Here is a 26,090-nt window from a genome sequence, read left to right on the forward strand (position 1 = left end):
ATGCAGGCGGTCACACCCACCACGCGTGCCGCGATCCGAGCCGAAGTCACGCATATCGTGCGGCATCCCGGCGATCTCCTGTTGTCCGTGGCGTCGAGCGCAGCGATCGTGCTGTTCCTCTGGTACGTCGTTCCCCGATCGTGGTTCTTCACCTTCACCGGTCCTGAGGGTCTGCCGTATGCGCTCGCGGGATGGATGTACACCGACGCGTTCGTCACCAACGTGCTGACCAGCGACCCGGAACGAGCTCTCGCCGCGATCGACGATCCCGCCGAACTCACCGCACTGCTGCGCGCGAAGGTACTGGCCGTCTGGTTGATCATCGGTCCGCTGTGCACCGTTATCGCGGTGGCAATCGCGCTGACGCAACACACGCACTGGCGGTTCGCCATCGAGGTCATACTCGCGGTCGCGGTGGTGCCTTTCGGTGCGCTCGCGGTGAGCGGCCTCGTCGGCGTCACGTTTCCCTACCATCAGCGCTCTCTCCGGTGGCGCTGGCAGAACAGGCGGCGTTTCCGTCAGGTGATCGTCCGCTGGGGGCTGTTGATCGCCATGCCGAATCTGATCTTCCCGCTCGCGTTCGCCCTGATCGTCGTCGCCCCGGTCGCCATCTGGAAGCTCACGAACCGCCAGGGATGGGACACCGCACAGACCGACACCGAGTTCGCGCTGTGCGCGATGCTGGCTGTCCTGGTCACCGCAGCGATCTGGTACGGCGCACATCGGTTCGGGGTCTGGTGGGTGAGCAGGCACCGCGATCGTCTCCGCGAGTATCTCCTCGACGTCGAGCGGGGCTGATTTTGGTTGAATGGTGATATGGCCCACGTCACATCTGAAGACGGCACACCCATCGCGTACGACACGATTGGCACCGGCCCCGTGGTCGTCGTGGTCAACGGTGCGATGTCGAAAGCGTCCGACGCCGCGCCGCTGGCGCAGGCACTCGCCGACGCGGGCTTCACCGGCGTCGTCTTCGATCGACGCGCCCGCGGAGACAGTGGCGACACCCGGCCGTACTCTCCGGATCGCGAGGCCGAGGATCTGGCCGCCGTCATCTCCGCAACAGGCGGCACGGCCGCTGTGCTCGGGCACTCGTCGGGCGCGATCCTCGCACTGTTCGCCGCGTCGCGCGGCGTACCGATCAACCACCTCTTCCTCTCCGAACCTCCGTTCCGATTCGGCGAGGACGACCCCGCAACCGACCTCCCCGACAGGCTCCAACAGATGGTCGACGAGGGCCGGCGCGCCGACGCCGTGACGACGTTCCAACTCGAAGGCGTCGGCCTCCCACCCGCGATCGTCGAGCAGATCCGGGACAGTCCGATGTTCGACGGCCTGGTGGCGATCGCACAGTCGGTGGTCTACGACGCGACGCTCGCCCGCGACCTCTCGCAACCGACGCCGCAGATGCTCACCGTCACCATGCCGGTCACGATCCTCCTCGGCTCCGACACCTTCCCGCTCCTCGAAGCGGCCGCGCCACGCCTGGCCGAAGCGATCAGCGGCGCCGAACTCGTACGCGTCCCCGAGTCCGTGGGACACCGCCCCGACCCCGCCGCCACCGCCCGCGTCATCGCCGCGCGGAAGAACTGATACCCGCATCGACTGGGCGCCTCAGGGCGTCGACTGGGCGCTCCAAACCGTCGACTGTGCGCTCAAGAGCTTCGACCGTGCGCTCCGAACCGTCGACTGGGCGCTCGAGAGCGTCGACTGGGCGCTCTAGAACGCCGACCGTGCGCTACGCCGACGCTCCCGCGGAATCGCGTCTCCGACGCCGCGGCAGGATGAGCCACGCCGCAAGGCTTCCGACCACCAGCAGGACCGCGCCGAGCAGGAAGCCCGCCTGAAAACCCTCGCGTGGCAACGCGTACCCGCTGGCCACGGCCACCAGGACCGCCAGTCCGATGGTGCCGCCGAGTTGCCGCGAACTGTTCACCACGCCCGAGGCCACGCCGACGTCGTCGGGTGACACCCCTTCGGTTGCGACCGCTCCGATCAGCACCATCGAGCCGCCGATCCCGACAGCCGTCACCGCGGACGGCAGCAAGATTCCGAGCCAGAAGTCGAAGTGAGCAGGCATCGTCGCGAACAGCCCGAGGCCAATGGCGGCAACAACACCGAAAGCCACGATCGCCATCCGCGCTCCGATGCGCGCGGAAAGTCGTTGTGCCACCGAGATTCCCACGACGACGAAGACACAGAACGGTAGGAAGAGCACTCCCGTCAGCGCACTCTCGACACCCCAAACGGTTTGGATGTAGAGCGAGCAGAAGTAGAAGGCTGCGAGCTGCCCCGCGGCGACCATGAATCCGAACACGTTGGCGCCCAGCACGCTTCGTTTTCGCATCAGGCCCGGGGGCATTAACGGATGCGACGCCGATCGCTCGATCGCCACGAAGATCGCCAATAGCACTGCAGCCGCGACGAATCCGCCGACTGCCTGCCACGATCCCCACCCGCGATCGCCACCAGCGCTCACGGCATAGACAAGGGCAGCAACGCCGAGGGTCACGGTGACCGCGCCGGGAACATCGAGCCGCGCAGTACGTCCGACGTCGCGACGCGAGATTCCGCGCAGCGCAGCGACCATCGCGATCACGATGATCGGGACGTTGACGAGGAGAACCGCTCGCCACGACCACCACTGCGTGAGTACACCACTGAGCACCACGCCCAGCGCACCTCCCGCTGCACCGGCACCACCCCACAGGCCCATCGCACGTGCGCGAACGGCTGGGTCGTCGATGGTGGCCACCAGCGCCAACGACGCCGGAGCCAACAGCGCTCCCGCGACACCCTGCACCGCCCGCGCAGCGACGAGAACCCCTGCGCTCCCGGCACATCCGCCGACGATGCTCGCCACCGCGAAGACGGACAACCCGACGAGAACCGAGGTTCGACGCCCCCACAGATCGCCGATCCTCCCGCCGAGGAGCATGAACCCTGCGAAGGTCAACAGGTACGCGGTGACCACCCACTGCAAACCCGCGTCGGTGAATCCGAGATCGGCGCGCATGGCGGGCAACGCGATGTTGACGAGCGAAATGTCCATCGCCACAAGGAATTGCAGCAGGAACACGGTGGCCATGAGTGCACCGCGACCCTGCGCAACACGACCATGTGCAACCCGAGCCGTCTCCTGATCTGCCATTGATTCGCCTCTTCCCGCGGCTCGGATCTGTTCGCGTACGTGTACGTTTACGTACTAGTACGTGATCGTAGCGTCTCAGCGGCACCTCGCCAAGAGCACGGCGATGGGATGATGGGACGATGCCTGCAGCCCGGTCCCTCCAACTCGACGAGATTGTCGAGGCAGCCATCCGCATCCTCGAGCAGGACGGTCCGCAGTCGTTGAGCATGCGACGCCTTGCCTCCGACATGGGCACCAAGCCGATGACGCTCTACAACTACGTTCCGAACAAGGCAGCACTGCTCGGTCTGGCACTCAACGACGTCGCGGCGCGCATCCCGTGGGCCGAACCGACGGGCGCTCCTCGTGACCGCATGATCGCAGTTGCGGTCGACATGTACGAGAAGATGCGCAGCATAGGGTGGGTCGTGTCGATCCTGCGCGAGGGCATCATCGTCGGCACGCCTGCACTCGCCCTCGCCGACTCCTTCCTCTCGGCCGCATCCGAACTCGGGCTCGACGACGGCGCAGCGCTGGACACCTGGCGAGCCGTCTGGTACCTCGTCGCCTCGGAATTGCAGTGGCAGGACACGCTTTCCAGGCGGTCTCCCGACGAGGTGTCATGGCACCAATCGATCGACGACAGCGACCTGACCGAGTTTCCGGCGGTCAGCCGACTACTACCCGACTGGGCCGGCCACTCCGCCGACTTCGACATCCGCGACGCGATCACAGCACAGGTCGACGGCGCGCTCGCACAGCGCAGCACGCGGCGTCGCGCATCGACACCGAGCGACTAGATCTCGAACTGCACGCGGGCGACCTGCTCGCAGACCTCCACGATCATCGCGCGGTAGCGGTTGTGTTCGGGATCAGCGTCGTAGCGCCGATAGGCATCGGTGTCGACCCAGTCGTTGGTGATCGCGAAACTCCAACCGCCAGCACGTAATCCCACATCCAAGCCGACACGGTTCGCCAGCAGGCCCGGTAATTGCAGCGCACCGATTCCGGCCAGCCCCTCGTCGAGTTGCCTGCGATCGCTCTCGGCCGCATCGCCGTCCGCTGACCGCAGCCGACCCACCACCACGTTGCGAATCATGTAACGAATCTAGCTGCATCTCCCGTCCGATACAGAAAGCCCGACTGGCACAATGCGTTGTGTGAGCAGAGGTGACCGTCAGCTGTGGATCCGTATCCTTCGCTTCGTGGCCGCTGCCGTTGGCATCGCTGCGATCGCGTACGTCCCGGTCACCGCGTCCGACGGTTTCGGCTTCGCCAACTACTTCAGCTACTTCACAATCCTGAGCAACGTGGCCGCGGCGATCGTGCTCCTCGGCGGTGCACTGTTGGCACCAACCGGGTTGTGGTGGCAGTGGTTTCGCGGCGGCGTCACCACCGCGATGCTGATCACCGCGATCGTCTACGCACTTCTGTTGTCGGACATCGACGTCAATCTCTCCGGCGAGTGGACCAACACCGTGCTGCACCGCCTGATCCCGCTCGTTCTGCTCCTCGACTGGGCACTCTTCCGACCCAGGTCGCTGCCCGCCCTGTCCTGGTTGACGTGGCTGGCTTTTCCACTCTTCTATGGCATCTACACCTTGACGCGAGGTCCCATCGTCGACTGGTACCCGTACCCGTTCATCGATCCACGAAGCCAGGGGTACCTGTCGATGACGCTCGGCGTGGTCGTCGTGTTCATCGGGATGACCGCACTCTCAGCGGGCGTGTACTGGCTCGGCACACGCGGCACGAGCAACCGACTGCACGACGAGCCGGTCCGCTGATCTCACCTGTCCTGAGAGTCGACGTCGAGCGCATCGGTGACCATCTCCACCCAGGTGTCGACCACCTGCGCGCGGCGTCGTGAATCGTCCGACAGCGTGTCCGCGAGTCCGAGACCGCGGGCGAGGTCGAGTGTCACCTGTGCAGCACGGTGCGCCCGCGGATTCGTGCCATCGGGGTCGAGCGCGGCAACAGTCACCCGATGCGCCGCTCGGGCGAACTTGGCCTCCATCGGCAGAATCAGTTCGCGCAGCGCGGGATCCGACGCGGCCGCCGCCCAGATCTGCAACGAAGCCTTGAATTCGGTCCCGGTGTAGATGCTCACGGCCTGTTCGACAGCGATTCGCACGCGCCGTGACTCGTCCGCGTCGGGCCGGATCAGCGTGTCGGCGTTGAGGGTGAGGTCGTCGAAGATCTGCTCGAGCGTCGCCGAGATCAATGCCTCGCGTGTGGGAAAGTGGTGCTGCGCAGCACCTCTGGACACCCCCGCGCGCTGGGCGACCGCGGCCACCGTGGCCGACGCCCATCCCTCGTGAGCCAGAACCTGTATCGCCGAGCGCAGCAGCCGTTCCCGCGTTTGGCGCGAGCGCTCCTGCTGGGGTTCACGGTTTGCCGTCGTACGCGGAGACGTCATGTTCTCGTTGCTCGGGTATCGGCTTGCGTGACGGTCAGATCCCACGGCGGCCGACGCTTCGACAGAAACGCTTCCATCCCCGCCCGTGCGTCGTCACCCGAGAACAATGCCGCCGATTCCTGCGCACGACGCTGCGCCAACCGCGCGAACTCGTCGCGCACCGTCGCGGTGGTGAGTTCCTTCGACGCGGCGAGTCCGACCGGCGACGCACGTCGGATGCCGTCGAGGATCTCCCCCAGTGACTGCGCGAGAGCCTCTGTGCTGTCACAGGCTTGAGTGACGACTCCGATCGACGCCGCGATCGAGGCGTCGAACTTCTCGCCGGTCAGGAAGTATCGACCAGCACCTCGAGCCGTCATCTTCGGTACCAGCACGAGCGAGATCACCGATGGTGCAAGGCCGAGCCGTGTCTCGGTCAGCGCGAAGGTGCTCTTCGGTCCGGCGAGTGCGATGTCGGTGGCACCGAGCAGGCCGAAACCTCCTGCCCTGACATGCCCGTCCACGTGTGCGATCACCGGTTTGGGCAGCTCGAGGATCGTGCGCATCAACTCGACCATCGACGACGTCGCCTCGGCAGACGCCTCCTCGGCAGAGGCGCCACGCTTGAGCGCCTCGCCGAGATCAGCGCCCGCACAGAAGGTTCCGCCCGCATGTGTCAGCACGACGGCCCGCACGTCCTCGTCGGTCGCCGCCCTCGTCAGCCCCGACGACAGTTGGGTCACGAGCGCGCGACTCAACGCATTGCGGTTGCCCGGCGAGTCGAGTGTGAGCGTCATGACGCCGGCGTCGATCCCGATGTGTACGACTTCGCTGTCTGTGGCGGTCATCGACCTGCGCCTTCCTGTGGTGCTCGGTCAGAGTTTGGTCTGACGTGAATGACGGATCGGAATGGAGGTGTCAGTACGACTTCGGCAGTCCGAGGCTGGTCTGCGCAACGAAGTTCAGCACCATCTCGCGACTGACCGGTGCCACACGCGCAATCCGTGCGAGCGAAAGCAGCGGCGCCACACCGTATTCGGTTGTCAGACCGTTGCCACCCATTGACTGAACAGCCTGGTCGACGATCTTGACGCACGCCTCGGCGGCCGCATACTTCGCCATGTTGGCCGGCTCGGCAGCGCCCCAGTCGTCACCCGCGTCGTAGAGTGTGGCGGCCTTCTGCATCATGAGCTTGGCCATCTCGAGTTCAATCTTCCCCTGCGCCAGCGGATGTGCGATGGCCTGGTGCGCGCCGATCGGGGTCTTCCAGACCGTGCGCTCCTTCACGTAGTCGACGGCCTTGCCCAGCGCGAAGCGTCCCATCCCCACCGCAGACGCCGCCGCCATGATGCGTTCGGGGTTCAGCCCGGCGAAGAGTTGGCTGAGTGCCACGTCCGGAGAGCCGACGAGTGCGTCAGCAGGTAGGCGCACATCGTCGAGGTAGAGCCCGAACTGCTTCTCCGGGTTCACCAGTTCCATGTCGATCATCTTGTACTCGAACCCCGGTGCGTCCGTGGGCACGATGAACAGCGCGGGCCGCAACTTGCCGGTCTTCGCATCCTCGCTCCGACCGACGATGAGCACAGCATCTGCCTGATCGACTCCGGAGATGTACACCTTGCGCCCGTTGAGAACCCAGTCCGATCCGTCGCGCGACGCCGTGGTGGTGATCTGGTGCGAGTTCGATCCGGCGTCGGGCTCGGTGATACCGAAGGCCATGGTGATCGATCCGTCGGCAAGCCCCGGCAGCCACCGGTCGCGCTGCTCGTCGGTGCCGAACCGCGCAATGATGTTGCCACAGATGGCCGGTGAGACAACCAGCATCAGCAGGCCGGTGCCCGCCGCTGCGATCTCCTCCATCACGATCGACAACTCGTACATGCCTGCGCCGCCACCGCCGTACTCCTCGGGGAGATTCACCCCGATGAAGCCCAGCTTGCCTGCCTCCGACCACAACTCGTCGGTCTTTCGGCCCTCTCGGGCGCACTCGCGGAAGTAGTCCTGCCCGTACTTGGTGGCCAGTGCGGCCACCGAGGCGCGCAGATCGGCCCGTTCGGCCGTTTCGACGAAACTCATGCGGATGTCTCCTGAGGTGTGAGTGTGCTGGAATGCTCTGTGGCGCTGTCGCTGTCGGCCTCATCGGTGATGATCGCGAGCACGTCGCCGACGGCGAGCTGGCGTCCCGGTTCGACGGCGAGCGTGCTGACAACACCGTCGGCGGGCGCCGCGACGGTGTGCTCCATCTTCATCGCCTCGAGCCAGATCAACGGCTGACCGGCTGTGACCCGGTCGCCCTCGGAAACCGCAACGCGGATCACCGAACCCGGCATCGGCGCGAGGAGCGAACCCGGTCGCGCAACTGCGCTGGGATCGACGAAGCGCGGTGGCCGCCGGAAGTGCACCGACGCCCCGGCTGTGTCGACGTAGACGTCGTCGCCGTATCGCGCGACGTCGAAGGTCCGTCGAATCCCGTTGTGGGAGAGCACGACCTGCCCTGTGCTCGCCGACACCACCTCGGCGTCGGCAAGGTCGGGAAGCTCGACGCCACCACTACGCGTGCACCGGTATCGGACCTCGTGCTCGACGTCGTCGTCGGTGCGGAAGATCTTGCGCGAGTATTGCGACGGCATGTTCCGCCAGCCTGCGGGCAGACTTCGTTGAACGCGGGCGCGTTCCCGGTTGACGGCCACCTCCGCCAGCGTGGCTGCTACGGCGGCCAGCGTCACCGTCGACTCGTCGGCCAGCGGCGTCGACAAGACGTCGAGGCCGATCTGCTCGAGGTATCCGGTGTCGGTGTCGCCACTGAGGAATGTCGACTCCCGCAGGGTGTTCACCAGCATGTCGCGGTTGGTCGTCGGGCCGTGTAGCGCGGCGTCGGACAGCGTTCTGGCGAGAATCGCAGCGGCACGACCACGTGTCGGCGCCCAACTGATGACCTTGGCCAGCATCGGGTCGTAGAACGTCGAGATCTCCGAGCCTGATTCGATACCCGCGTCCACACGCACCCCCGGACGGTCGAGTGGTCCGAAATGCGACTGTGCGTCGATCTCGATGCGGTGCATGGTTCCCGACTGCGGTTGCCATCCCGCAGAAGGGTCCTCGGCGTAGAGGCGCACCTCGATCGCGTGTCCGCGAGTACCGGGCTCCTCGACATCGAGGTGCTCACCCATCGCGACACGCAGTTGCCAGGCCACGAGGTCGGTCCCGGTCGTCAACTCCGTGACCGGATGTTCCACCTGCAGACGCGTATTGGTCTCCAGGAAGTAGAAGCGACCGGTCTCGTCGGCGAGGAACTCGACGGTTCCCGCACCCGTGTAGCCGATCGCCGACACGGCCTTCCTCGCGGCGTCGTAGAGGCGTTCGCGGAGATCTCCGCCAATCCGTTCGACGAGAGGCGCGGGCGCCTCCTCGATCACCTTCTGGTGACGGCGCTGAATCGAGCACTCCCGCTCTCCGACAGCCCAGACCGCGCCGTGCTCGTCTGCGAGCACCTGCACCTCGATGTGATGTCCCCGTTCGACATACGGCTCACAGAAGACCGTCGGATCACCGAACGCCGACGCCGCTTCGCGTTCGGCGGCGGCAACCTGCTCGGCCAACTCGTCGACCGACCGCACGATCCGCATACCGCGTCCACCGCCGCCCGCAGACGCCTTGATCAGCAGTGGCAGGTCGCTCTCGGTGACGGCGGCAGGGTCGATGTCGCCGAGGACCGGCACGCCGGCGTCGGCCATCAACTTCTTGGCGTTGACCTTTGATCCCATCGCGTCGATCGCGCCGGGCGGCGGCCCGATCCAGGTCAGTCCCGCGTCGATCACCGATTGCGCGAACTCGGCGTTCTCCGAGAGGAATCCGTAGCCGGGATGAATCGCATCCGCGCCCGCGAGCTTGGCGGCCTCGATGATCTTGTCGCCACGCAGATAGGTCTCTGCCGACGTCGATCCCGGAAGCGCCACAGCGACATCGGCTGCGGCAACGTGCGGCGCATCGGCGTCCGGATCGGAGTAGACCGCGACGGTCCCGATGCCCATCTGACGACAGGTCGCGAACACGCGTCGCGCGATCTCGCCGCGATTGGCGACGAGTACCGAGGTGATCGGTGAATGTTGTTCTGTCATCTCACACCTCACATCCGGAAGACGCCGAAATTCGACGTCCCCTCGACCGGACCGTTATGGATCGCCGACAGGCACAGCCCCAGAACAGTTCTCGTGTCACGCGGATCGATCACCCCGTCGTCGTAGAGCATGCCCGACAAGAACGCAGGCACCGACTCGGCTTCGATCTGCGCCTCGATCATCTGCCGCATCCCTGCGTCCGCGGCCTCGTCGACCGTGCCGCCACGAGCCTCGGTCGCCGCGCGCGAGACGATCGAGATGACGCCTGCCAGTTGCGCGGCACCCATCACCGCCGACTTCGCGCTCGGCCAGGCGAACAGGAACCGCGGATCGTATGCGCGCCCACACATTCCGTAGTGACCCGCGCCGTAACTGGCGCCCATCAGCACCGACAAATGCGGCACCTTCGAATTCGACACCGCGTTGATCATCATCGCCCCGTGCTTGATGATGCCGTTCTGCTCGTACTCCTTACCGACCATGTAGCCGGTTGTGTTGTGCAGGAACAGCAGTGGCGTATTCGAGCGATTGGCGAGTTCGATGAACTGCGTGGCCTTCTGCGCCTCCTGGCTGAACAGCACGCCCTGCGCGTTGGCCAGGATGCCGACGGGATATCCGTGGATGTCGGCCCATCCCGTGCACAACGAGTTGCCGTATTCGGGCTTGAACTCGTCGAAATCACTGTCGTCGACGACCCGCGCGATAACGTCGCGCGGGTTGAACGGGATCTTGAGATCGGGTGGGACGATACCGAGGAGTTCTTCGGGGTCGTAGCGCGGTTCCCGCACCTGCGCGCGCGGTTGCCCACCGGCCTTGGTCCAGTTGAGCCGCGACACGATCCGACGCCCGATCCGGATCGCATCCTGTTCGTCTGCGGCGTAGTAGTCGGCCAGACCCGAAGTACGAGCATGCATCTGAGCGCCACCGAGGGACTCGTCGTCGCTTTCCTCGCCGGTGGCCATCTTCACCAGCGGCGGTCCGCCGAGGAACACCTTGGAACGGCCGTCGATCATCACGACGTGATCGCTCATGCCCGGGACGTATGCCCCGCCTGCCGTGGAGTTTCCGAAGACCAACGCGATCGTCGGGATCCCCGCTGCCGACAGCCGTGTCAGGTCACGGAACATCCGACCGCCGGGAACGAACACCTCCTTCTGCGTCGGCAGATCGGCACCACCCGACTCGACGAGCGAGATCACCGGAAGTCTGTTCTGCATGGCGATATCGTTGGCACGCAGCGTCTTACGCAGCGTCCACGGATTCGATGTCCCACCCTTGACCGTAGGGTCACTGGCGACGACGAGACATTCGACTCCTTCGACGACGCCGATACCCACGACGACCGACGCTCCGACGTGGAAGTTCGACCCGTATGCCGCGAGTGGACACAGTTCGAGGAAGTCCGAGTCTTCATCGAGCAGCATCTCGATGCGCTCGCGGGCAGTCATCTTGCCGCGCTTGCGATGCCGCTCGACGTACTTCTCGCCGCCGCCCGCGAGCGCCTTGTCGAGTTCACCGTGTATCTGGTCGAGCTTCTCCATCATCGAGTCGCGCGCGGCGGTGAAGTCGTCACTCGTCGGGTCGATCGTCGAACGCAATGCGGTCATCGTGTGCTCCCCTGTGCGATGTAGCCGAGTCGTTTTGCCGCGAGTCCGGTCAGAATCTCGGTGGTTCCCCCACCGATCCCCAGGATGCGCATGTCGCGATATTGACGCTCGACTTCGGTGCCCGTCATATAGCCGAGGCCGCCGAAGAGCTGAACTGCCTTGTCGGCAACCCACTCCCCGGTCTCCACAGCCGTGTTCTTCGCAAAGCACACCTCGGCGATGAGGTCGTCGTCGGAGGCAACCTTCCGGTTGACGACTCCGCGCGAGTAGGTCCGCGCGACGTCGATGCGGCGTGCCATCTCGGTCAGCGTGTCCTGCACCGACTGTCGGGCAGCGAGCGGCTTGCCGAAGGTCTCACGTTCGCGCGTCCAGTCGAGGGTGAGGTCGAGGCAACGTTGCGCACTCGCGTACGCCTGCACGGCGAGTGCCGATCGTTCGGTCACGAAAGCCGCTGCGATCTGGGCGAAGCCGCTGTTCTCGGCGCCGACGAGGTTGGCCACCGGAACGCGTACGTCGACGAAGGCCAACTCCGCGGTATCCGAACTGCGCCAACCCATCTTGTCGAGCTTGCGCGTCACGGTGAAACCCGGTGTGTCCTTCTCGATCACGAGAAGCGAGACCCCCGAGGCGCCTGGTCCGCCCGTGCGTACCGCGGTGACCACGAAGTCGGCTCGCACCGCGGAGGTGATGTAGGTCTTGGCGCCGTTGACGACGAACTCGTCGCCATCGCGCTGTGCCCGCGTCGTCAGATGTGCGACGTCGCTTCCGCCGCCCGGCTCGGTGATCGCAAGGCTGCCGATCTTCTCGCCGGCGAGCGTCGGCCGCACCCATCGGTCGATCTGGTCGGGATCGCCGGCGGCGATCAGGTGTGGCAACGCGATTCCGTGCGTGAACAAGGAGGCAAAGACGCCCGCGGCACCACCCGCATAGTGGAACTCTTCGCCCAGGATCGACGCATCGATGAGATCGCCACCACTACCACCGAACGATTCGTCGATTCCCAGTCCGAAGAGGCCGAGTTTGGCTGCTTCGGAGTGCAGTTCGCGGGGAAGCAAGCCGTCGCGTTCCCACTCATCCTGGTGAGGCAGCACGTGCCTTTCGACGAATCCGCGGACCGCGTCACGCAGAGCGCGTCGTTCCGACGTCTCCCACTGCGGATCTACAAGTGGCACAGCTCAGTTCCTTTCCGAAGACTCGGATGATGGCGCGGTAGAAGATGTCTCGGCGACGAAGCTCAGCGGAATGGGCACTGGTCGCGAACGCAACCATTCGCCCATTCCCTTGGCCTGCGGATCGAAACGCACATTGTCGGCGACACCGCGTCCGAGCACACCCTCGATGACGAAGTTCAGCGCTGACAGGTTCGGCAGCCGGAAGCGCTTGACCTCGAGGTCGGCGATCTCCGGGAGGAGCTTCTTGATCAGGTCGACGTCGAGCGTCGCGTCGAGCCAGTCGAAGTGTTCCGGGTTGCGCACCCACACACCGATGTTGGCGCTGCCGCCCTTGTCGCCGCTGCGCGCTCCGGCCACGAGACCGAGTGGCGACGCCGCGGTGGGCCCGGGATCGTCGACGTCGACCACGCTGCGCGGTTCGGGTTCGTCTGCGGGCACCTGGGTACGCAGTGGACTTGGCTCGATGCTCTCGCTCACGCCGTCGGCGAAGGACACGCGATGGTCGACGAGCTTCGCGTCGACGTAACCGGGCTCGAAAACGCCGAACGGAGAACCCTTTCCGGGTGGTGCGAGCATCGTGAACCCGGGAAAGGTCGCCAGCGCCAGTTCGACTGCGGTGTTGCTGAACGCTCTGCCGACCTTCTCGGGATCGGTGTCGCGGGCAACGCAGCGCAGCAGCGCCGTCGCCTGTTCCTCGGTCTGCGCGTCGGATCGGTCGAGTCGCGCCAACTCCCACGACATCTGCTCGGGCACCGACGCGAGCTCTGCGCGGAACTGTTCGCGGAACAGTTCGGCCTTGTCCTCGATGTCGAGTCCGGTGATCGCGACGGTGATCTCGTTGCGGATGCCTGCGAGATGGTTGAGCGAGACCTTGACCGTCTCGGGCGGCGCCTCGCCCTTGACACCACTGATGGCGACTCGATCCTCACCGTCGGAACGCAGCGTGATGGTGTCGAGCCGGGTCGTCACGTCCGGTCCGAGGTAGCGAGGACCACCGACCTCGTACAGCAGTTGTGCCGTCACGGTTCCCACTGTCACGGCACCGCCGGTGTTCGGATGTTTGGTGATCACCGACGTACCGTCGGACGCGACCTCCGCGATCGGGAATCCGAGGTGTCCCATCCGGGGCAGCTCCGTGAAGAACGAGTAGTTGCCACCCGTCGCCTGCGCGCCGCATTCGATCACGTGACCCGCGACCACGGCACCAGCGAGGGCGTCGAGATCGCTGTACTCCCAGTCGAATGCGCTCGCGGCGGGTCCGACGGTCAGCGAGGCATCGGTGATGCGCCCGGTGACGACGACGTCGGCGCCCGAGTCGAGCGCCGACTTGATGCCGAACGCACCGAGGTACGCGTTTGCCGTGAGCGGTGTGCCGAGTTCGAGATCGTCTGCGCGGTCGAGGATGTCGTCACCGTCGACGAAAGCGATCGATGCGTCGACTCCGAGCTTGTCCGCCAGTTCGCGCAGCGCAACCGCGAGGCCGTGCGGGTTGAGGCCACCCGCATTGCTCACGATCCGCACGCCCTTGTCGACGGCGAGCCCGAGGCACTCCTCCATCTGACGCAGAAATGTCTTGGCGTAACCCGTTTTCGGGTCCTTCAATCGATCGCGGCCGAGGATCAGCATGGTCAGCTCGGCGAGATAATCGCCTGTCAGATAGTCGAGTTCACCACCCTCGAGCATCTCGCGCATCGCGCTGAAGCGATCGCCGTAGAAGCCTGAGGCGTTGCCGATCCGGACGGGGCGGTTCGATCGGTTGCCCGTACGCCCGGGGGTGGTTGAAGTCATCGCTACTCCGATTCGAAAGGTCGACGGTTCGGACAGGTCACGTGCTCGGTCTTTCAGGAGGTTGCGGCGTCGCGTGGTGCTCGGCCCGCCCCCGGAGGACCGGCGAAACACTGTGCTATTGAGGCCCATTCGCGGGCGCGCTCACCGTCGAGTTGCAGGTCGAGGTCGGCGAGGGCACGTCGCTGGGTGACGAGTTGGCAGAAGTCGAGGGCGGGTCCGCGCACCGTGCCGTCGACGGCATCGGGGTCTTCGGGTCCCCACGTCCACAACTCGCCAGACGGCGCGACCAGTTCGATCCGGAAGGGCCGCTGCGGCGGGGTCATACCGTTGACCGCGTACGCGAAATCACGTGTGCGGACACCGATGTGAGCGACGTGCCGGATGCTGTCGGCCGCGGCGAGTTCGACGCCGAGCGCATCGGCGATGTCGAGTCCATGCGCCCAGGTCTCCATCATCCGTGCGGTGGCCATAGACGCCGCAGACATCGGCGGCCCGAACCACGGGATCTTCGCACCGTCCGGAACGTCGACGAGCGCCTGCCCCAGTGCGGACCGCGCAGCACGCCAGTCCTCGAGCAACTCGGCCTTGGGACGCGCGGCGCCTTCCTCGGCGGTCACATCGGTGAAGCCGTCGATGTTGCGCATCGCTTCTGCGACGACCTCGGCGAAGGCTTCGGGGTCGGTGGCTGCGGTGAGCGCCACCTTGTCCGTCCAGTACAGATGCGCGATCTGGTGCGCGACCGTCCACCCCGGCGCCGGAGTCTCGGTGTGCCAGGCGGCGTCGTCGAGCGACGACACCAGCGCGTCCAGTTCGTCTCCTGCAGCGGCGAGATCAGCCACCAGATCGGTCACGATCGACATGTAAGCAGCGTCACATAGTCGCCGGTAAAAAGCAATCACGCTTGCTTGTTTTGCCGATACAGCCAGCTCGGAGGCCTGTCATATCCCCCGCGTAGGCTCGTCGGCGATGAGTATTCGACCGCCCCGCATCAGTCGGCTACCAACTACCCATCTCGAACCGTTCAACGCGCAGGATGTCGCCGTCGGCGACGCGATCGAGGCAGCCTTGATCGCCGATACCGACCTTGCGGGCGTCGACTTCGGCGACGTGTCGCTCACGACGTGCTCGGTGGTGCGCACGTCGCTCGACGACGCCGATCTCACCGGCGTCCGCATCGTCGACAGCAGACTCGACGAGGTGAGCAGCGCACGCGTGTTCGCGCCGCGCTCGATGCTGCACAACGTGCGCATCGAGAACAGTCGGATCGGCGCGCTCGACCTCTTCGGCGGCAAGATGCGCTCGGTGATCATCTCCGACTGCAAGCTCGGTCTGGTGAATCTCAGCGGCAACGAGGCTCGTGACGTGATCTTCCGGTCGTGTGTCATCGACGAACTCGACGTCTCGGAGGCCACGTTGACGCGCGTCGCCTTCGACGACACCACCGTCACCTCGCTCGACGTCCATCGCGCCACGCTGACCGACGTCGACCTCCGCGACCTTCGGGTCAATACCGTGCGCAATCTCGGAGGGCTCGCGGGCGCGACGATCACCGCCCATCAGGCCGTCGGCCTTGCCGAGCAGTTCGCCGCACATCTCGGTGTCGCCGTCGAATAGCGCTTTCTCAGCGGAAGTGGATGTCCGCAGCTCCCTCGGCGAGCAGCGTGCCGTCGGCACCCGTCATGCGCGTCGAAAACGTCGCGATACGCCGCCCCACCTTCAGCGGCTCGACGTCGACGATCACGCGACTGCCGTCGACCGGGGGCGAGCGGAAGTACGCCACCGAGAGATCGCCGACGCGATACTCCTGTCCGGCATGGGCCTTCTGCTGCCCCGCGAGCGAGCACGCCGCACCGACGATGGTGCCGATCACGCCACCGTGCATGGTGCCGAACATGTTTCCCATCCATGCCTCCGTGTCGACGACGAGACGCAGGGTGTTCGACGGCGCGCCGTCGACATCGATGGTGGCGTTGAGCAACTCGGCGAGCGGACCACGGCCACGCTCACCGCGAGCGATCTGCGCGACGATGGTCTCACCATCCAGGTCATCCGGAATCGGCTGTGCAAGAACAGCATCGAGCGATGCGGCGTCCGGGATATCGTGCGCCAGCTCGGCGTTGTCGAAATCGTCCGGAACGGCTCGGCCCACGGCGACGTTGCGCGCGGTGCCGACACAGAAGTCCTCGGTGCCGTCGCCGACGCGGATCTCGGTGACACCGACCTTGGCGTCGTGCATGAGTAGCTGCGCGGTGCCGGTGAGGTGGTCGGTAAGTCCTGCCCGGCCGACCGTCGACAACGCCAGGCGAGCCTGCATGCACGGCGAGTCGGTGGCGCGGTGATATGGGATACCACCGATGTGGTCGAAAAGGACCGCATACGCGGGGAGGTCGATGAGTCCGCGATGGTCGGCGAAACGTGGGCCGAGTTGCTGCTCGGCAACGACCACACCGTCGTCGATTCGCATCGCCCCGACGCCGAACGCCGCGACCGGATCGCGCACCACACCTGTCGTCGGCACGGCTACAGCATCGTCGTGCTTGTTGTCGTTCATGCGTTCACTTCATCACCCCGCATCCCGGGGCCGGATTTCGGCCCCGGGCCGCAGGGAGTCCGATCACACTCAGATGACCCCGAGTGTTCGCAGCCCGCGCGCGTAGTTGGCGACAACTTGCGACGTGATGTGCGGGATGTCGGCGTACTCGGCCGTCGCTGTGGTCACCTGTCCCGAACGAACCGCCGCGGCGAAAAGCGGCGCGTTGACGACACCGGCGTCGACGGGTTCGATCGGGCGCGTGTAGTTGTGCAGCAGCGGGATCAATGAGTGTCGACGTTGCTTCTCCGGCAGATCGGCAAGGGCGTCGGAGAAGAGTCGGTACCAGTGGTCGTAGTCGTCGACGAGTGCGATCTCTTCGCCGGACTCGGTGAGCCAGCCGACAAACGTGTCGAGGTCGATGCCGTCGGAGTGCGGATTGACGGCGTTGTACGTGACATGACCGTCGCCGACCGCGAGAGCCGAGATAGCCGCGGCCAGGAAGTCGACAGGCAGTGCGTCGTAATGCGCTGCTCCCCGACCGCCGTCGGCGTCGAGCCGGTAGAACGACCGTGGTGCGAGGCCTGTTGCCATGACGCTCATCAGCAGGCGCGTGAACATGTCCGGGAGGTTGAGCTGGCCGAGGTCGCTGTCGTCGGCCACGATCATGTCGCATCGGAACACGCTGACGGGCAGCCCGAAACGGTCGTGCGCGTCTGCCAGCAGCACCTCCCCCGCCCACTTGCTGTTGCCGTAGCCGTTCGCGTAGCCGTCGTGTACCTCGCGCGTCGCGCTGAGTTCACGAATGTCTTTGTCCTCCACCAACTCCGCGGAGCCGACCTGGTCAGCCACCCCGACGGTCGAGATGTAGACGTAAGGCTTGCGAGTCGTCGTCAACGCAAGGCGGATGAGCTCTGCTGTTCCAGAAACGTTCGGGCCGAACAACTCCCGGTAGGACAGCAGATGATTGACCAGTGCGGCCGGGTCGACGATCAGGTCGACATCGGCGGCAAGCCGGTTCCACACCTGGTCGTCGAGTCCGAGATTCGGCGAATCCTTGTCACCCGCGAGAACTGTCAGGTGGTCTGGCGCCAACCGCAAGTAGTCGGCGCGCAGCGGGCCGTCGCCGACATCGAAGACCGCGTCGAGGCGTCGCCGGGCGGTCTCGTCGTCGGAGGCACGGACCAGACAGGTCACGTGGCCGTCGACGCGTGCAACGCGCCGCAACCACTCGACGGCGAGGTATCGACCGAGGAATCCGGTTGCTCCGGTGAGTAATACTTCGCGCACGGTCTCGTCGGCGGCCGGCACGCTCGACGCTCCTGCCAGTGTGGCCTCGTCGAGAAAGGCGTCGACGGTGAGCTCGTCGGCACGCAGGTGCCGCTGGTCGGCGTGCACGGTGTCTGCCGTGGGGCGCGCATCGCCCTCCCGTCCGTCGATGTAGTCGGCGATGGCCGAGAGGTCGGAGGACGGACTGGTCAGCACACCGACCGAGACCTGCGCGTCGAAGATGTCGCGAAGTGTGTTCCCGAGGGTGACGGCGGTCAGCGAGTCACCGCCGAGATCGGTGAACCTCGAGTGCGCAGTCACCTCATTCTCGGCGAGATCGAGTGTGGCCGAGACGATGTCGATCAGCACGTCGAGCGTCGGCCTGCCCGCCGCAGATGCCCGCGCATCGCGGAGCCGATCGGCGCGAGCATGTGCGAGATGCAGGTACAGGTCTTCGAGAGCGGGACCGTACGCCTCCTTGAGGCGTGGCCGCGCGAGCTTGCGAATCCCGGTCAACAAGCCGTTGGCCTCAGAGAACGCGGTACGTTCGATGATGATGTCGCGCGGGATCTCCACCGACGCAAGGCCGTTGCGCTCCCCGATGTCTCGGACAGCCCGCAACAGCGTCGCGTGTAGTTCCCCGTCGTCGGAAGCGGCGTCGACGGCGTCATCGGTTGGCACGACGACGGCCAGCAGGTACGGGCGTGAACTATTGCCGTACACGTAGATCTGACGGATCGGCGGTGAGGTCAGCGCACTTTCGACGCGCGCAACAGTGACGAACTCGCCCTGCGACAACTTCAACACGTTGTTCCGACGGTCGAGGTAGACGAGCTGATCGGGTCCGGTTTCTGCCATGACGTCGCCGGTTCGGTAAAAGCCCTCGTCGTCGAACATCTCCGCGGTGAGTTCCGGTCGACGATAGTAGCCGGCGAAGATGTCGGTGGTCTTGACGAGCAGTTCGCCGCGCGGGTGCGGGGTATCGGTTGTGCGATAACCGAGTTCGGGAACGTCGACGAGTTTGTAGTCGAGAACAGGCGGCCGGATCACCGCCCCGTTGCGGATGACGCCACCCGCCTCGGTCGATCCGTAGCCCTCGACAAGCGGAGCGTCGAGCATGCTTTCGACGAAGTCGACGACCTCGGGCGAGATCGGCGCCGAGCCGGTCACGGCGAGTTGTGCGCGTTCGAAGTAGCTGCGCCGCATCGCGGTCAGGACGTCGGCGTGCGAATCCGTCTCGGCGCCCTCGATTTCGGACAGATACTGCTGGTGCAGCATCTCCCAGATACGCGGCACGAAATGCAGTTCGGTCGGCGCGACGGCCGCGAGGTCGTCGAGGAGCTCGGACAGGTCGGGCCGCGCGGTGAAATAGGCTGTTCCGCCGTTGCCGAGCGTTCGCATGAGCGTCGCTCTGCCCATCACGTGACTCATCGGCAGGAAGTTCAGGGTGACCCAGGCGTGGTCTTCGCTCGCGGCGTACTCGTCTGTGGCACGGTCTGTTTCGAGGCCGAATCCCTGTCGAACCAACCGAAGCACTGCGTCCTGCGTGTACATTGCACCCTTCGGGGCGCCGGTGCTGCCGGAGGTGTAGATCAGCAGGGCAAGGTCGTCGGGTTGTGCGTCGACGCTCGATTGCGGCGCCGCCTGGGCGTCGTATGCCGCCGACGGCTCGTCGTCGAATTGCACGAGGTGCACTGAGATTCCGAGCGGCTCCACTACAGCGCGCGCACTCTCGACGGCATCGAGTGCAGCTTTGGAGACGTCGAAGACGACGAGATGCGCAAGGTCGGCGCGCAAGCCCTTCTCGATCAGCGCGGTGACTCTGGACAGCGAGTTCGTCGATACCGCAAGGACTTTGGCCTCGGTCTCGTCGAGGATGTCGGCGAACACGGAATCTGCGGCCCCTGATTGCAACGGCACCTCGACAGCGTGGAGTGGACCGAGAACTGCCAGACTCACCGCCGTGTAGTCGGCGCTGGTGAACCCCAGCGTGGCGACCCGATCGCCGGACTCGACACCGGCCGCGTCACACAGGAGCGATGCGACAACCGAAACCCGACTACCGAGCTCACGGAAACTTACTGTGGACCAGCGTGATTCGCGATCCGCGTCGTGGAATCCGAGCGCGGGACGGTCGGCGTACCCCTCATAGAGAACGCGAAGCGCACCCTCGACCGACATCGCCTCCAGGAGGCGGGCAGCGACGTCGGAGTCGGGGGTCTGCGCCGACACCGCGGCAGCAGGATCGGTGGATAGCTGGGTGGACATCAACAACCTCCGAACAATGGACGATAATTAGACATGCGAAGTAATACATCTCCACTGTTCTCCCCTGAATCGACGTTCTGCCACGATCGGTGAGCCATCTCACCCGCAGATGCCGCGAATCCGACACTTCTGCGCCGTATGCGCGTATCGCGTCGACCCGGGGCGCGCGGCCGCAAGTCAGTCAGAAAATAGGGGAAGGGTTCTTTCCCCGACTTGTCGACGTTTCCCCGCGCAACTTCTCGAGAAAAGGTACGAGACCCGCGGAAGGATTCCTTCCCCTAGTTCCTGCACGCAGGCACCGCGGGCGGCCTGGCCCCCGAAGGCGCCCCAAGCGCCCCCTGCCGCGGCGGGCCGCGCGCTGGTACCGTGGACCCCAAATGTGACAGAAGGGGCTGGTGATACCAGTGGGACGAACACTTCATCGCGCTGCGCTCGCAACCGCCGTCGGACTAGCGGCAGCGTCGACGCTCCTGGCCACGGCCGGATCCGCGCACGCGGCGCCGGCGGCCGATCCGCAGATCCCGGCGTCGTCGATCTCGCAGACACCGAACGCGGGCATCGCGACCAGCGGCGACGTCCCGTTTGCGGCGTTCGTCGCCCCGATCGCGGCGGCGTCGCCCGACCCGGACACCCTGCACGTATGGCTCGAGCCGATGCCGGGCAACGCCTGCACCGCCGGCCTGCGCTCGGCTGTCGTCGGGTTCGAGTGGCACAACACGGCCACCAAGAAGTCCGGGACCACCACATTCCCGGCGTGCAAGGAGGGCAAGCCCGCGCTCAGCCCCTCACTACGGACCGGGCCGGGACCGATCTCGTTCACCACGAGCGTCGTCGGACGCGGCGGCGCGACCTTCACCCTGAGTCCCGGAAGCGGCACCATCTCGCGCTGACCCACCACGTCGTAAGGCGTCAGTAGACAATTTCTCGAATCTGTACACTTATTCGTAGAACAGGTTCTAGATTTGGCGCATGGCGCAGACCGTGACTGAACTCCTGATCGACCGTGACAACGACGACTCCCTCGCGATCCTCTACGACGACAGCCGCTGGACGTGGCGCGAATACCTCGACGACGCGCGGCGCACGGCGGCCACCGTCCTCGGCCGCGCCGACACCGAACGCCCGATGCATATCGGAGTGCTCCTCGACAACAGTCCCGCGATGCTTATCGCCCTCGCCGCCGGTGCGCTCGGTGGGTACGTGACGGTCGGGATCAACAACACTCGGCGCGGCGAGGCTCTCGCCAACGACATCGCGCGCGGCGACTGCCAGATCCTGCTCACCGACGCCGAGCACCTCCCACTCCTCGACGGCCTCGACCTCCCCGGCGTCGAAGTCATCGACACGTCATCTGCCGAGTGGCCCCGACTTCTCGCCGACGCGGGCGAGCTGACGCCGTACTCGGTACCCACCGCGACCGACCCCTTCATGCTGATCTTCACCTCGGGCACGAGCGGCAATCCGAAGCCGGTTCAGTTGGCGCACATGCTCGTTCCCTTCGCCGGGCCGCCGCTGGCCGAGCGCTTCGGCATCACCTCCGACGACATCTGCTATCTCTCGATGCCGCTCTTTCACTCCGCGGCACTCCTCGGAGGCTACTGCGTCGCAGCGGTATCCGGCGCGGCGATGGTGCCCGCCAGATTCTCTGCTTCACGATTCCTCGACGACGTCCGACGTTATGGCGTCACGTACATGAACTACGTCGGCAAACCTCTGGCTTACATCCTCGCGACTCCCGAACAATCCGACGACGCCGACAACACACTGCGCGCCGCCTTCGGCAACGAGGCCACCGACCGCGACATCGACGACTTCGCCCGACGTTTCGACTGCCAGGTCTGGGACGGTTTCGGCTCCACCGAGTTGGCGATCATCATCACCCGCGAACCCGGAACTCCCCGCGGCTCCGTCGGCAAGGGTTTCCCAGGCGTCGCCGTCTACAACCCCGCAACCGGAACCGAATGCCCACCAGCGCAATTCGACGACACCGGCGCACTCGTCAACGCCGACGACGCGATCGGCGAGATCGTGAACACCTCCGGCGCAGGCATGTTCACCGGCTATTACAACGACCCCGCGACCACGTCGGAGCGACTCCGCGACGGCATGTACTGGTCGGGCGACCTCGCCTACAAGGACGTCGACGGATGGCTCTACCTCGCGGGCCGAACCGGCGACTGGATGCGTGTCGACGGCGAGAACATGACGGCGGGCCCCATCGAGCGAATCCTTCTCCGCCTGCCTGACATCAGTCAGGTCGCCGTGTATGCGGTTCCCGACGATCAGGTTGGCGATGCGGTCATGGCTGCCGTCATTCTCACCGACGGCAGTTCTTTGGCCCCCGACGAGTTCGCGCAATTCCTTGCAGCACAGCCTGATCTGTCACCCAAAGCATGGCCTCGGTACGTCCGGATCGCCGATGACCTGCCGACGACGGCAACCAACAAGATCGTCAAACGCCAGCTCAAACACGAAGGCTTGAGCGCGGGCGACGACACCGTGTGGGTACGCGAACCGCGCGGCACGGAATACCGTGCGGCGTCGCCCGCGAGCGTGTGACATCTCGGCGGTGACACCGATGCTTGTGGAGAAGTCCATGCTCTCCGAACTCGGCTACTATGCACTCTCGAGGCATCCGGTCAGCCCTGCCAACCTCGTCGACGAGGCGAGGTTGGCGGAGCGCATCGGGCTCGGCACCGCGTTCGTGTCCGAACGATTCAACATCAAGGATGCCGCCGTCCTCAGCGGAGCACTCGGTGCAGCGACGACCCGCATGGGAATCGGCACGGCCGCAACCAATCACAACACCAGGCATCCCATCATCACCGCCACGATGGCCGCAACCCTCACCGAGCTGACCAACAACCGGTTCGCACTCGGCCTGGGGAGGGGTATCGCCGCGCAATGGCAGATCCTCGGAATCGACGACGTGACCGGTGCACAGTTGGCCGATATCGCCGACGTGCTGCGTCGACTCTGGCGCGGCGAGATGATCGTCGGCCACGACGGCCCCGCAGGCTCCTATCCACTGCTGAATCTCGGTGTCACCGTGGCGTCCGTGCCCATTCTGCTGGTGACCATGAGCCGACGGACTCTCGAGTTGGCAGGACGTATCGCCGACGGCGTAGTCCTGCACACCTTTCTCGACGACGCCGCGACGTCGAACGCAGTTGCCACCGTGCGCGATTCGGCCAGACGTGCGGGCCGCGATCCGGACACGATTCGGATCTGGTCGGTGTTGGCAACCGTCGGCGACGAGCTCGCGGACGAGGACCGGCTACGCAGGCTCTACGGCCGTCTCGCCACCTACCTGCAGGGCTACCCCGATGCACTGATGCGCGCAAACCGCTGGAGCACAGCAGATTTCGATCGTGTTCGCGCGATGTCGGCATTCTCTGACGCCACCGGACCCATCGACGCCACCGCGACGGCCGAACAGCTCGACGAACTCGCGCAGGCGATTCCGCAACATTGGGTCGCCGACAGCGCCGTCGGATCGCCGTCCGACCGCGCCACCGCGATAGCCAAGCAGTTCGACCTCGGCGTCGACTCTGTCGTCCTGCACGGTGCGACCCCGATCGAGCTGGCGCCGGTGATCGACGCTTACCGCGCGAAGCGCCCGCCTGCGATGCGCGAGCTGCCAGCGAATCCAGGACGGATGACACCGCGGGGAGCAGGCCAGTGACCACTCACCTACCCGCCGAAATACCCACGGACATCAGCAACGTCACCCCCGACTGGCTGACCGCTCTCCTCCGCGCACGCGGCTACGACGACGCACAGGTTGTCGAAGTCGACGCGACGCCCGTCGGAACCGGACAGATGGCGAGTTCGTTTCGCCTCGCGCTGCGCTATGCAACGCCGTGCCGCCTTCCCGACACAATGGTGGCCAAGCTGGCAACGGGACCAGCCGCCCAGCGCGAGTTCGGTTCCGGCGCTTTCCGAAACGAGGTCCGCTTCTATCGCGAACTCGTCTCGACCTTCCGGGTACCGACGCCCGCAGTATTCGCAACGATCTGTTCCGATTCGGGAAGTGAGTTCGTCTTGCTCCTCGAAGACATCGCCGACGGTCGCCAAGGCGATCAGATCGCCGGGTGCACTGCAGACGAGGTCCGATCGGTCGCCGTTGCGGCGGCCGGCCTGCACGGTCCGCGCTGGGACGACGCAACACTGCTCGACGACTTTCCCCTCCCGACGCCGGACGATTGCGACGTGATGGAGTCACTGCTCGACCCGATGGCCGACGTTTTCCGTTCACGTTTCACCTTGAGCGCTGCGCAGTCGTCCGTCGTCGACTGGTTGGTCCGCGACGCAGGTCCGTGGATACGAACACCTGCTGAGCACTTCGCGCTCATCCACGGCGACCTGCGCGCCGACAACGTCATGCTCCGTGGTGACGGGTCGCTGTCAATACTCGACTGGCAGACGATCACCACAGGCAATCCGCTGCGCGACATAGCTTTTCTTCTCGCGACGAGTCTCACCCCGGACGACCGCAGGATGCATGAGCGACGCATCGTCACCGACTACCACCACGCGTTGCGCGCATGGGGCGCTGCGCTGTCGACACCCGGCAACCAGTCGAGCGTCCTCGACTACACATTCGACGACTGCTGGCGCGACTACGTCGACAACCTCATCCAGGCTCCGCTGATCATCGTCTTCGGCGCCGCAGCGGCACAACCAACCGACAGAGGTGACGCGATGTTCAGTGTCATGCTCGAACGCACGGCGGCAGCCGTCGCCGATCTCGACCCGGAGCGTCTGAGATGACCAGCCTGGTAATCGGGGCGAGCGGATTCCTCGGTTCGACGCTGACGCGTCGGTTGGTCGAATCGGGCGAAGACGTACGAATCCTGGTGCGCCCCAGCAGCGACACACGCACGATCGACGACCTCGACGTCGACCGACATGTCGGGGAATTGAATCACGCGGACTCAGTCGCCGATGCGATGTCGGGGTGTACCGACGTCTATCACTGTGCCGTGGACACCCGGGCATGGCTCCTCGACCCCGCACCGCTGTACGAGACCAACGTCGAGCTCCTCCGCTTCGTACTCGAGGTTGCTGCACGTATTCCGCTGCGCCGCTTTGTCTTCACCAGCACGATGGCGACGATCGGAATACCCGAGTCCGGTCTTGCAGACGAGGCCACTGAGTTCAACTGGGACCGCAGGGCAACCGACTATGTGCGGTCGCGGGTCGCCGCTGAGCGACTCGCACTCAGCTATGCGCGTGAGCACGACGTACCGCTCGTCGCGATGTGCGTCTCGAACACCTACGGCGCAGGCGATGTCGTACCCACCCCCCACGGGTCGTTCGTCGCGGGCGCCGCACTCGGGAAGCTGCCTTTCGGTGTGCGCGGAATGCGGTGTGAGTCAGTCGGTATCGACGATGCAGCAGATGCGCTCGTCCTCGCTGCGGCGCATGGACGCAATGGCGAACGCTACATCGTTTCGGAGCGGTCGATCGATCTCGGCGAGGTCATCCGTGTTGCGGCGACAACCGCTGGACGTGCCGCGCCCAGACCTGTGCTGGGCCGCGCCGCGCTCTATGCCGCCGGCGCGGTCGGGTCGGCGAAGTCGACACTTACCCGTACCCCGGGCAAGTTGCGAATCGGTACGGTGCGTCTGATGCACTGCATTCCAGAGATGAGCCACGACAGAGCGGTTCGCGAACTCGGATGGCAACCGCGACCGGTCACCGAGGCGATAGCTGACGGCGCACGGTACTGGGTCGAGCGGGCAGCGCAGCGTCGACGCCGCGCCGACGAGCCCACCGAGCGACCGGCATGAGCGCCGCTCCGTGGA

Annotated in this window: 22 protein-coding genes; 10 read left to right on the forward strand and 12 right to left on the reverse strand. The window is 65.5% G+C overall.

Annotation, left to right across the window (positions count from 1 at the left end; genetic code table 11):
- Together ACRVY7_RS06575 and ACRVY7_RS06580 are read left to right on the forward strand one after the other, a co-directional pair.
- A complete protein-coding gene (locus ACRVY7_RS06575) occupies positions 1 to 798 on the forward strand; it encodes a hypothetical protein (protein WP_049698782.1) in 798 nt (265 codons plus the stop codon).
- A gap of 18 nt (positions 799 to 816) precedes the next feature.
- Positions 817 to 1,593: an alpha/beta fold hydrolase gene (locus tag ACRVY7_RS06580; protein ID WP_431816468.1), complete on the forward strand. Its 777-nt coding sequence runs from the start codon at positions 817 to 819 to the stop codon at positions 1,591 to 1,593.
- A gap of 145 nt (positions 1,594 to 1,738) precedes the next feature.
- Here the strand turns inward: ACRVY7_RS06580 and ACRVY7_RS06585 are convergent, their stop codons facing one another.
- On the reverse strand, positions 1,739 to 3,151 hold the full coding sequence (locus tag ACRVY7_RS06585) for an MFS transporter (RefSeq protein WP_431816469.1): 1,413 nt from the start codon (positions 3,149 to 3,151) through the stop codon (positions 1,739 to 1,741).
- Between the two features lie 119 nt (positions 3,152 to 3,270).
- Between ACRVY7_RS06585 and ACRVY7_RS06590 the strand changes: the two genes are divergently transcribed.
- Positions 3,271 to 3,930 carry a TetR/AcrR family transcriptional regulator gene (locus ACRVY7_RS06590; protein WP_431816470.1) on the forward strand — a complete coding sequence of 220 codons (660 nt, stop codon included), beginning with the start codon at positions 3,271 to 3,273 and terminating at the stop codon, positions 3,928 to 3,930.
- Here the strand turns inward: ACRVY7_RS06590 and ACRVY7_RS06595 are convergent.
- Entirely contained in the window at positions 3,927 to 4,229 is a 303-nt protein-coding gene (locus ACRVY7_RS06595; protein WP_049698778.1) for a Dabb family protein, read from the reverse strand. The two genes, ACRVY7_RS06590 and ACRVY7_RS06595, sit on opposite strands and share 4 nt — an antisense overlap.
- Positions 4,230 to 4,281: 52 nt before the next feature.
- Between ACRVY7_RS06595 and ACRVY7_RS06600 the strand changes: the two genes are divergently transcribed.
- Positions 4,282 to 4,917, forward strand: a complete 636-nt coding sequence (locus ACRVY7_RS06600) for a Pr6Pr family membrane protein (RefSeq protein WP_431816471.1) — start codon at positions 4,282 to 4,284, stop codon at positions 4,915 to 4,917.
- Between the two features lie 2 nt (positions 4,918 to 4,919).
- On the opposite strand, the gene ACRVY7_RS06605 is transcribed toward ACRVY7_RS06600, so the two are convergent.
- The 8 genes from ACRVY7_RS06605 to ACRVY7_RS06640 all read right to left on the reverse strand — a co-directional run bounded on the left by ACRVY7_RS06605 (position 4,920) and on the right by ACRVY7_RS06640 (position 15,073).
- Positions 4,920 to 5,549 (reverse strand): TetR/AcrR family transcriptional regulator, encoded by a 630-nt coding sequence (locus tag ACRVY7_RS06605; protein WP_270483763.1) that lies wholly within the window; start codon positions 5,547 to 5,549, stop codon positions 4,920 to 4,922.
- On the reverse strand, positions 5,546 to 6,376 hold the full coding sequence (locus tag ACRVY7_RS06610; RefSeq protein WP_431816472.1) for an enoyl-CoA hydratase family protein: 831 nt from the start codon (positions 6,374 to 6,376) through the stop codon (positions 5,546 to 5,548). Before ACRVY7_RS06610 ends, ACRVY7_RS06605 begins: the two co-directional genes overlap by 4 nt.
- A gap of 70 nt (positions 6,377 to 6,446) precedes the next feature.
- Positions 6,447 to 7,604, reverse strand: coding sequence for an acyl-CoA dehydrogenase family protein (locus ACRVY7_RS06615; RefSeq protein WP_431816473.1), 1,158 nt, complete (start codon positions 7,602 to 7,604; stop codon positions 6,447 to 6,449).
- On the reverse strand, positions 7,601 to 9,646 hold the full coding sequence (locus ACRVY7_RS06620) for an acetyl/propionyl/methylcrotonyl-CoA carboxylase subunit alpha (protein WP_431816474.1): 2,046 nt from the start codon (positions 9,644 to 9,646) through the stop codon (positions 7,601 to 7,603). Before ACRVY7_RS06620 ends, ACRVY7_RS06615 begins: the two co-directional genes overlap by 4 nt.
- An 8-nt stretch (positions 9,647 to 9,654) precedes the next feature.
- The gene (locus ACRVY7_RS06625) at positions 9,655 to 11,253 is read right to left on the reverse strand and encodes an acyl-CoA carboxylase subunit beta (protein ID WP_049698773.1); all 1,599 of its coding nucleotides are present in this window, start codon (positions 11,251 to 11,253) and stop codon (positions 9,655 to 9,657) included.
- On the reverse strand, positions 11,250 to 12,425 hold the full coding sequence (locus ACRVY7_RS06630) for an acyl-CoA dehydrogenase family protein (RefSeq protein WP_431816475.1): 1,176 nt from the start codon (positions 12,423 to 12,425) through the stop codon (positions 11,250 to 11,252). The genes ACRVY7_RS06625 and ACRVY7_RS06630 overlap by 4 nt, the downstream gene beginning before the upstream one ends.
- 3 nt (positions 12,426 to 12,428) lie before the next feature.
- On the reverse strand, positions 12,429 to 14,213 hold the full coding sequence (locus ACRVY7_RS06635) for an acyclic terpene utilization AtuA family protein (RefSeq protein WP_431816476.1): 1,785 nt from the start codon (positions 14,211 to 14,213) through the stop codon (positions 12,429 to 12,431).
- Positions 14,214 to 14,266: 53 nt separating this feature from the next.
- Positions 14,267 to 15,073 (reverse strand): TIGR03084 family metal-binding protein, encoded by an 807-nt coding sequence (locus tag ACRVY7_RS06640; RefSeq protein WP_431816477.1) that lies wholly within the window; start codon positions 15,071 to 15,073, stop codon positions 14,267 to 14,269.
- Between the two features lie 106 nt (positions 15,074 to 15,179).
- Between ACRVY7_RS06640 and ACRVY7_RS06645 the strand changes: the two genes are divergently transcribed.
- Positions 15,180 to 15,827 (forward strand): pentapeptide repeat-containing protein, encoded by a 648-nt coding sequence (locus ACRVY7_RS06645; protein WP_431816478.1) that lies wholly within the window; start codon positions 15,180 to 15,182, stop codon positions 15,825 to 15,827.
- A gap of 7 nt (positions 15,828 to 15,834) precedes the next feature.
- Here the strand turns inward: ACRVY7_RS06645 and ACRVY7_RS06650 are convergent, their stop codons facing one another.
- Both ACRVY7_RS06650 and car read right to left on the reverse strand, forming a co-directional pair.
- Entirely contained in the window at positions 15,835 to 16,764 is a 930-nt protein-coding gene (locus ACRVY7_RS06650; protein ID WP_431816479.1) for a PaaI family thioesterase, read from the reverse strand.
- A 69-nt stretch (positions 16,765 to 16,833) separates the two neighbouring features.
- Positions 16,834 to 20,280, reverse strand: a complete 3,447-nt coding sequence (gene car / locus ACRVY7_RS06655; protein ID WP_431816480.1) for a carboxylic acid reductase — start codon at positions 20,278 to 20,280, stop codon at positions 16,834 to 16,836.
- 404 nt (positions 20,281 to 20,684) lie between these two features.
- Here car and ACRVY7_RS06660 point away from each other — a divergent pair, with 404 nt between their 5' ends.
- The 5 genes from ACRVY7_RS06660 (at position 20,685) to ACRVY7_RS06680 (ending at position 26,075) form a co-directional block, all read left to right on the forward strand.
- Entirely contained in the window at positions 20,685 to 21,170 is a 486-nt protein-coding gene (locus ACRVY7_RS06660) for a hypothetical protein (protein WP_431816481.1), read from the forward strand.
- Positions 21,171 to 21,249: 79 nt separating this feature from the next.
- Positions 21,250 to 22,839: a fatty-acid--CoA ligase FadD1 gene (fadD1, locus tag ACRVY7_RS06665; RefSeq protein ID WP_431816482.1), complete on the forward strand. Its 1,590-nt coding sequence runs from the start codon at positions 21,250 to 21,252 to the stop codon at positions 22,837 to 22,839.
- Between the two features lie 19 nt (positions 22,840 to 22,858).
- Positions 22,859 to 23,965 (forward strand): TIGR03857 family LLM class F420-dependent oxidoreductase, encoded by a 1,107-nt coding sequence (locus tag ACRVY7_RS06670; RefSeq protein ID WP_431817047.1) that lies wholly within the window; start codon positions 22,859 to 22,861, stop codon positions 23,963 to 23,965.
- Positions 23,962 to 25,053, forward strand: a complete 1,092-nt coding sequence (locus tag ACRVY7_RS06675) for a phosphotransferase family protein (protein ID WP_431816483.1) — start codon at positions 23,962 to 23,964, stop codon at positions 25,051 to 25,053. The genes ACRVY7_RS06670 and ACRVY7_RS06675 overlap by 4 nt, the downstream gene beginning before the upstream one ends.
- Positions 25,050 to 26,075, forward strand: coding sequence for an NAD-dependent epimerase/dehydratase family protein (locus ACRVY7_RS06680; RefSeq protein ID WP_431816484.1), 1,026 nt, complete (start codon positions 25,050 to 25,052; stop codon positions 26,073 to 26,075). Before ACRVY7_RS06675 ends, ACRVY7_RS06680 begins: the two co-directional genes overlap by 4 nt.
- Positions 26,076 to 26,090: the final 15 nt, after the last annotated feature.

Source organism: Gordonia jacobaea, assembly GCF_965344965.1.
Taxonomy (GTDB): Bacteria; Actinomycetota; Actinomycetes; order Mycobacteriales; family Mycobacteriaceae; genus Gordonia; species Gordonia jacobaea.